Annotated in this window: 8 protein-coding genes; 2 read left to right on the forward strand and 6 right to left on the reverse strand. The window is 42.0% G+C overall.

The window, feature by feature from the left end; all coding sequences use genetic code 11:
• Nucleotides 1-1,075 (forward strand): serine hydroxymethyltransferase (gene glyA, locus PLH26_RS17875; protein ID WP_324587398.1); only part of this gene is annotated, 1,075 nt, incomplete at its 5' end.
• Between the two features lie 226 nt (nucleotides 1,076-1,301).
• The gene (locus PLH26_RS17880) at nucleotides 1,302-1,718 is read left to right on the forward strand and encodes a DUF4293 domain-containing protein (RefSeq protein ID WP_324587399.1); all 417 of its coding nucleotides are present in this window, start codon (nucleotides 1,302-1,304) and stop codon (nucleotides 1,716-1,718) included.
• Nucleotides 1,719-1,760: 42 nt separating this feature from the next.
• Here the strand turns inward: PLH26_RS17880 and PLH26_RS17885 are convergent, their stop codons facing one another.
• The 6 genes from PLH26_RS17885 to secE form a co-directional block, all read right to left on the reverse strand.
• Nucleotides 1,761-2,420 carry a hypothetical protein gene (locus PLH26_RS17885; RefSeq protein WP_324587400.1) on the reverse strand — a complete coding sequence of 220 codons (660 nt, stop codon included), beginning with the start codon at nucleotides 2,418-2,420 and terminating at the stop codon, nucleotides 1,761-1,763.
• Between the two features lie 254 nt (nucleotides 2,421-2,674).
• A complete protein-coding gene (yidC, locus tag PLH26_RS17890; protein ID WP_324587401.1) occupies nucleotides 2,675-4,522 on the reverse strand; it encodes a membrane protein insertase YidC in 1,848 nt (615 codons plus the stop codon).
• Between the two features lie 95 nt (nucleotides 4,523-4,617).
• Complete coding sequence (gene pyrG / locus PLH26_RS17895; protein ID WP_324587402.1) at nucleotides 4,618-6,264, reverse strand: CTP synthase; 1,647 nt, start codon at nucleotides 6,262-6,264, stop codon at nucleotides 4,618-4,620.
• 243 nt (nucleotides 6,265-6,507) lie between these two features.
• Nucleotides 6,508-6,867: a hypothetical protein gene (locus PLH26_RS17900; protein WP_324587403.1), complete on the reverse strand. Its 360-nt coding sequence runs from the start codon at nucleotides 6,865-6,867 to the stop codon at nucleotides 6,508-6,510.
• Between the two features lie 496 nt (nucleotides 6,868-7,363).
• The gene (gene nusG / locus PLH26_RS17905; protein ID WP_324587404.1) at nucleotides 7,364-7,927 is read right to left on the reverse strand and encodes a transcription termination/antitermination protein NusG; all 564 of its coding nucleotides are present in this window, start codon (nucleotides 7,925-7,927) and stop codon (nucleotides 7,364-7,366) included.
• Nucleotides 7,928-7,929: 2 nt separating this feature from the next.
• Entirely contained in the window at nucleotides 7,930-8,124 is a 195-nt protein-coding gene (gene secE / locus PLH26_RS17910; RefSeq protein WP_324587405.1) for a preprotein translocase subunit SecE, read from the reverse strand.
• Nucleotides 8,125-8,202: the final 78 nt, after the last annotated feature.

Raw genomic sequence — 8,202 nt, forward strand, 5'->3', positions numbered from 1 at the left:
AGCTATAAACCGCTTAAAGCAAATTTTTAACGCCAGCTGGGCAAATGTGCAACCGCACAGCGGTGCCCAGGCCAATACCGCCGTTTTTTTAGCCTGCTTAAAACCCGGTGATAAAATTTTAGGACTGAACCTGAGCATGGGCGGCCATCTTACCCACGGCAGTCCTGCTAATTTCAGCGGCAAAAACTACCAGGCGCTGTTTTATGGTGTAAGAAAAGATACGGGAACGGTAGATTACGACCAACTGGAAGCCACCGCCCTCGCAGAAAAGCCCAAACTGATCATTTGCGGCGCTTCGGCTTACAGCCGCGACTGGGATTATAAACGCATTCGCGAAGTGGCTGATAAAATCGGGGCTTTGGTGCTGGCGGATATCGCTCACCCTGCCGGGCTCATTGCCAAGGGATTATTAAACGATCCTTTTGAATATTGTCATATTGTTAGTTCTACCACTCACAAAACCTTACGGGGTCCAAGAGGGGGTATTATTATGATGCGCCACGACTTTGATAATCCGTTCGGTATAAAGGATCCCAAAGGAAATATACGCCCGATGAGCGCTCTGCTCGACCTGGCCGTTTTCCCGGGAGTGCAGGGTGGGCCGCTGGAACATATCATAACAGCCAAAGCAGTTTCTTTTGGTGAAATACTAACGGATGAATACACTGCCTATGCAAAAAAAGTAATTTCCAACGCCCAGGCAATGGCTGATGCTTTTGTGAAACGGGGGTATAACCTTATCAGCAACGGCACAGACAATCACCTAATGCTGATAGACTTAAGGAACAAAAATTTAACCGGCAAAAAAGCCCAGGAAACATTAGACAAGGCACATATCACCTTAAATAAAAATGCCGTGCCTTTTGATGACAAAAGCCCGTTTGTAACTTCGGGCATACGGGTAGGTGTACCTGCAGTTACTACCCGTGGAATGCAGGAGGAACATATGGAACCGATCGTAGAAATGATTGACCGTGTGCTAACGGATACGGAAGATGTGAAGCAGATAGAAGCGGTTCGGGAACAGGTTCACCGGTTTGTGCAGCAGTTTCCGCTATACCCCGAATTAACGTAAGCTGACCAAGGGGATAGGGTTTGAGGTATAAGGTTTGAGGCTTAGGGCGTAAGGTATGAGGTATGGGGTGTGAGGTATGAGAAGCATGATTAAGCAATGATGTGCAGTGAATTCACTCCTCACATTATTGACCATTCACCACTCACCACTCACCATTCACATTATTCACTATTGACCATTCACTAAACAAGCACACCGTTATTCTTTAATATTATAACCGACCTGTATGTTACAACGTATGCAAACCATCTGGCTGCTGCTTGCTGCTGTTTTTTCCTTTCTTACGCTTCGCTTTCCTGTTTATAATGGCAACAAGATAGCAAACGGTATAAGCGAATACAATATGCTTAGTGCAACGAGCAATTTATTTTTGATCATCCTTGCCGTTGCAACAGGACTGGTAGCCTTTATAAGCATATTTTTATACAAGAACAGGGGTATGCAACAGAAGCTGTGCTTTATTGGTTTGGTGCTTTGTATAATCTCGGGCTGGTTGTATTACATGCAGATCAAAACATTTGTTCAGGGAGCATTTAATCTGTCGTCTGCTTTTTATTTTTTGATCCCCTTATGCTTTATACTCGCCATGAGAGGTATATATAAAGATCAGAAACTTGTAAAAAGCATTGACCGTTTGCGTTAATGAAGGACTGATGCATTTTAAATCTTATTGACGCTGCTGATCCTAATTCCTTTTTAGTTTAATGCTTTCCTGGTAAGTAAGTTCACGATAACCGCTAACCGGGATGCTGAATTTTTGAACAGGAACCGGGTCAAACGCGATCTTTGACGCCGTATATTTTACCTTCAGATCGCCAACAGCAGATTCATATTCAAGCGGAAGACCGGGTAAACTTTTGAACTGGTAGTCGTAGTCCTTATTTTCGGTCATCAGTTCCTTTGTATAAAAAACAGTAAACGTAGTACCGTCTTTTAACCTGGCCACTGCTTTCTGGCATTTGTATCCCGCAATTGTTTTGGTTTCATTTTGGGGAGTAAACGTTATGCCTGCATATTTTTTATTCAGGTCGGCCCAGTCCTGCCTCGTCATGTGGATCAGTAATTTCTGATTGCCATATTCTTTAAGCACAGCGCCCGTATTATTCCTGGCGTCCTGGAAGGTAATTGTAGAGCCCAGCGGACTGATCATTTCTGTACGGCTTTGGCTGCCTTTTAAATATATGGTAGTAGTAACGCCATCAAACATATCGGCCAGCTGAGGTTCTTTGCTCCCGGTTTGTACCGTTATATCATATACAATCGTTCCTTCAGAAAGCACTTTTTGCGCCTCTGCTACATTACTGGTTATCAATGCCATTGCTATCAAAAGCAGGTATCTGAACATATACTGAGTATTAAGGGTTACAGATAAAGATAGTAAAATACAGTGCATGGTTGTATTTCACCGATAAAAACAGATATGTTAAAAAAGAAGCGGTGTACAATAAACACCTGGTTGGTGTCATATCAAACGTGAGATGTGAAAAATTCTTTCTTCCGGTCTGAATGGCTCAGACGAGCGGGGGCTTTGTTTTCTCATTTTTCACCATAACACACAGACACAATTGCTTGACTTAACAATAGTCATTCACGCCTCATTTAACGCTTACCTCCTCCCTGTTGCTTGCTTTTTGCCTGCTGCAATTTTTTTTGTGTTTCCTGCATCTGCTCCAGCCGCTCCTGCCATTTGCTTTTTGTTTTGGGTTTTTTCTTGTTCAGTTCCAGCTGGGCTAAAATTTTATCATGATCAATAATAAAATTCTGGATCACATACTGGAGAATAAGTGTGATGAGGTTGGATACCGTATAATACCAGGTAAGCGCGGAGGGCAGTCCGTTAAAGATGCCCAGCAACATTACGGGAAAAATATAGGGCATATACTTCATCATGGGGTTATCCATGTTGGGCGTTTGAGCCATGCTGTATACCGATATCAGCAGACTGGTTACAGTAGCCAGGATAGTGAATAAACTGACATGACTGCCATAAAACGGAATATTGAAACCGAATGTAAGGATGGAATCATACGATGAGAGATCGGTAGCCCATAAAAAATCCTGCCCCCTTAGCTCTATGGTAGCATTAAAGAAGCTGTACAGTGAAAAGAATATCGGGATCTGCAACAACGCCGGTATACAGCCTCCCAAAGGATTCACACCTGCGCTCCTGTATACCTTCATTTGCTCCATGGCATAAGCCTGCTGATCGTCTTTGAGCTTCGCTTTTAAAATATCCAGTTCGGGGCGCAGGGCTTTCATTTTAGCGCCACTGAGATAGCTGGTATATACCAGTGGAGAAGTAAGCAGGCGAATAAATATAGTAAGCAATGCAATTACAATTCCATAGCTTCCCACAAACCCTTTAAAGAAATCAAAAACCGGCATTACCAGCCATTTGTTGATATACTTCACAAACGCATAGATACCCTGGCCAAGGTTAATTACATCCTGGAGCCCGATATCATAGCTTTTCAGGATCTTATAATCGTTAGGACCATAATATATACGCAGTGGAACAGTTGCTTTATTTTCTGCCGGAAGCGTTATTTTAAGATTCGCAGAAGCGGCAGTGATCACTCCGGTTGAATCGGGGCTTTCGGTACAACGAATACTTCCCGAATTAAAATTGTTCTTTGCTATAAGTGTGGTATTGAAGAACTTTTGCTTTACACTGAGCCAGTGTACAGGGCTCTCAAACTGCTGCTCGGAAGAGCGGCCAAGCGTGAAGTAATCATACTCATCTTTTGTCCAGAAGCCCACCTGTGTCTCCCTCTTTTCTGTGACAATATCTTTTTCGTGCTGCTTCACCTCGTTTTGCCATAAAAGATTGATGCTGTTTTGTGTGAGTAACCCATTAACCCCATCAATTTCAATACTCCAGTCAATCATATACTGATCCTGGAACAGGGTAAAGCGGTGAATAATGCCCTGTCCCGAAGAATCTTTTAACTGATAGGCTATGGTTTGGCTTCCATCTGCGTTTTTGGTAATTTGCCCGCCGTCGAAGTAAAGGTCGCTGATCTGTATAGAACGGTTTGCAGCCGTATTTACCGGGTAGCTTAATTTATCAAAGCCTTCCTGCACCAGCTTAACAGACTGACTGTCTATAGACCTGTAGTTCTTTAATTCTACTAACTTGGGCTGTGCTCCTTTATTGGTAAAAGTAACTTTAAGCACATCATTTTCCAGCACGGTTTCATTTTCTGTGCCATTTACAGCCGTTACAAACTGCCCTGCTGCGGCTACTTTGCCCTGGGTTGCCAATCGCACAGAGTCTGCACGTACAAGGCTGCTATCTATCGGGGGTTGAAGTACGGCTAATGAATCCTGTATGTGTTCCCTTTGTTTTTCTACATCAAGCTGTCCCTGGCGTGTAAAGTAAAAAAAACCAAGGAACATTAAAGCCAGTAAAACAAAACCAAGAATAGCATTTTTATCAAACTGCATATTACCTTAAAATTTGAGTGGGCAAAGGTAACATCTTTGAATAAACTTTAAGGATGTAAGCCAAATTGTTTCGGTGAGCGGCAAAAACAAGCCTGTTAAATCATTTCGCTTTGCAAAGAAGGCTTTTTTAGTGTGTTTTTTTCTTCCACAAAATCCTTGGCGGCTTTAATAAATCGTACAAATAAAGGGTGGGGGTTTTCCACTGTGCTTTTTAATTCGGGATGATACTGCACACCGATAAAATAAGGGTGATTAACCAGTTCCACAATTTCAACCAGTCCGCTCTCGGGATTTCTTCCACTGGCTATCATGCTGTTTTCTTCAAAGGCCTGCAGGTAGGCGTTGTTAAATTCCCAGCGATGACGGTGCCTTTCACTGATTAAAGTTGTGCCATATATTTGCCGGGCAAGGCTTCCTTCTTTTAACGCGCAGGAGTATGCTCCCAAACGCATGGTGCCTCCTTTTGCCGTAATTTTTTTCTGTTCGTCCATTAAATCAATAACAGCATCGGTGGTGCCGGAGTTCATTTCTGTAGAATGGGCGTCCTTAAGATTTAGAACATTCCTGGCAAATTCAATAACAGCCATCTGCATGCCAAGACATATACCAAAGAAGGGTAAGCCGTTTTCTCTTGCATATTTTACAGCCAGTATTTTACCTTCTATGCCCCGCAATCCAAATCCCGGGGCAACCAGCAGCCCATCTAAGTTGCTAAGTTTTTCTGCAACGTTTTCTTCGCTGATAAATTCGCTGTGTATGTTAACCACATTTACACTGCATTCATTCACTGCCCCTGCATGTACAAAAGCTTCCAGTATAGATTTGTAAGCGTCCTGCAGTTCGATGTATTTACCTATCAAGCCAATATTTACTTTGCTTTTGGGATATTTGAGCTTATCCAAAAACTCTTTCCATTTTCCCAGTTCCGGCTCGTTATAATGCTGAATGGCTAATTTTTTAAGGCATATCTGGTCAAGCTTTTCCCGCATCATCGTTAAAGGCACTTCATAAATAGTAGGTGCATCGGCCGACTCAATTACGGCATCGGGCTTTACATTACAGAACAACGCAATTTTCCGGCGTATCTCGGGAGTCAGCGGCCGCTCGGTGCGGCATACTATAATGTCCGGGTTAACACCTTCTGAACTCAATAGCTTTACACTATGCTGCGTAGGCTTTGTTTTTAATTCTTTAGCGGCCTTGAGATAAGGTATAAGCGTAAGATGCACAACCAGACAGTCTTCATCGGGTAATTCCCATTGTAACTGGCGAACCGCTTCAATAAACGGAAGGCTTTCAATGTCGCCCACAGTTCCGCCTAATTCTGTTATTACGATGTCAAATCCGCCATTCCCAAGCAACAACATCCGTCGCTTAATTTCATCGGTAATATGTGGAATTACCTGAACGGTTTTACCTAAGTAAGCACCCTCTCTTTCTTTATTGATAACTGTTTGATAAATACGCCCGGTAGTAACATTATTGGCCTGGGAAGTATAAATATTCAAAAACCGTTCATAATGGCCCAGGTCAAGGTCCGTCTCGGCCCCATCTTCGGTAACATAGCATTCGCCATGCTCATACGGATTTAAGGTACCGGGGTCTACATTGATATAAGGATCGAATTTTTGTATGGTCACTTTTAAGCCACGTGCCTGCAGTAACTTGGCTAATGATGCAGAAATGATACCCTTACCCAATGAAGATGTTACGCCACCGGTAACAAAAATGTACTTGGCCATGACTCAGATAGATTAATGATGTTTATACCTTATTTTAAAATATGATTATTCCTAATGAATAGCCAGCCTATGGTGACCCGCAAAAATGGAAGAAATATATTGAAGGTCATGCAAAGTTACAGTTTTTTATTCCGACATAGGGAACCGGGCGACCCCGAATGTGGAAAAAAACATATTCCGGTGTATAAATTAAAAAACCTCCTGTTAGGGAGGTAAATAAAGATTAAAGAGAATTTAATGGGTTTAATCTTTAATCAATTGTATAGATAATTGTGCATCAGCATTATATATTAGTTTGCAGGTATAATAACCCATGGAAATTATATTTGCCCCTTCCCAGCTCAGCATTTGTTGCCTGCTACCTGTTTCTATTCTGCAGGTAAAATTTTCAGGCATGGCTGCAATGGCCCGGTAACCCGTAGTAAACCTGGGGGCAAGCATATCAAATATAATTTCGCCTCCCGTGTTAAGGATAACCAATTTCTCTATCTGAACAGGGGTGGCATTATGTATGCGAACTTCAACACCAGCAGGATGATCTTCCTTATTGCAGGAAAAAACGATGCAGCAGGAGGCAAGTAGAAGAATGGTTACCCTTTTCATAATATTGGAATATCGCAGTACGGTGCAATGCACCAAATGACCGATATAAAAAAACGATAGGATATATGAAATATTGCGGTGTGGTAATTAAATTGTGATCGTGGCAGAATACAAAAAAAACCACCGGTAAAAGCGGCCTATAATACATTAACGTTCGCAACTTATCTTCGTTGCGTTTTTAAATCTTTACTGTAATGCTGTTTTTCCATCAATTGCAGCCTTAAAAACGAAATTTCCCAATAGGGTGATAAATGGCTTCTTATACCGCGAATGCGCCGGCATTAATGACTGGCAAGTTGTCGTGCAAGGTTTCCAACCTTCCAAAGGTTGGAAACCCTTTGATAAAAGCCGCAGGAACACCATGGGTCAAACCTAAAATATCAAAATGCTCTGAAGCCCGGCTAAGACTGCATTATAATAAAAAATCTCCGGCACGGTTAAACCGCCGGAGATCTATAAATAAATATTTTATTCTATAATTGTTTTACGCGATGTTTTACGCGAGCTTTTCAACCTGCATATAATTCAGCTCTACCGGTGTAGCTCTACCGAATATCTTTACATTCACTTTTAATTTCTTCTTCTCATCATTTACCTCTTCAATAACACCATTGAAATCATTAAAAGGCCCGTCAATGATCTTGATGGTTTCACCCACAATAAAGGGTTCACTCATCGTTACGCCGCCATCGCTCATTTCATCGACCTTGCCCAGCATTTTATTTACTTCAACTTTCCGAAGGGCAATGGGATTTTCTTTACCCAGAAAGTGAATAACACTATTGGTATTTTTAATGGTGGAAATGATCTCATCGTTCAGTTTACCGGGCTCTACCTCAATCATAACATAGCCGGGATAAAAGTTCCGTTCCCGCATTACTTTTTTGCCGTTCTGAACTTTATATACTTTTTCCACCGGAAGGAAAACCTGTTTTACGACTTTGCCCCAATCGCTGCGCGCAATTTCTTTATCCAGGTATTCTTTTACCTTTCTTTCTTTACCACTCACTACGCGTAACACGTACCATTTGGTTTCCTGTTCATTAACTACTTCTTCCATTATTATTCAAATAGGGAGTAAACAAATTTTAATACCGAATTGCTGACAAAGTCCATCACCCACACCAACGCAGTTATTATAACGGTAGCAACCAAAACAATGGTAGTAGACTGTTGCAACTGCTGCCAGGTGGGCCAGGTCACCTTTTCCATCAATTCATGATATGAATCCTTAAAGTAAGCGCTTATCTTATTCATCCGTATCTCTTTATTTTATTCGAAGCACGGGCACAAGGATTCGAACCCTGATCAAAGGTTTTGGAGACCTCTATTCTA

This window comes from Agriterribacter sp., from assembly GCF_035444585.1.
In the GTDB taxonomy this organism is placed as follows: Bacteria; Bacteroidota; Bacteroidia; order Chitinophagales; family Chitinophagaceae; genus Agriterribacter.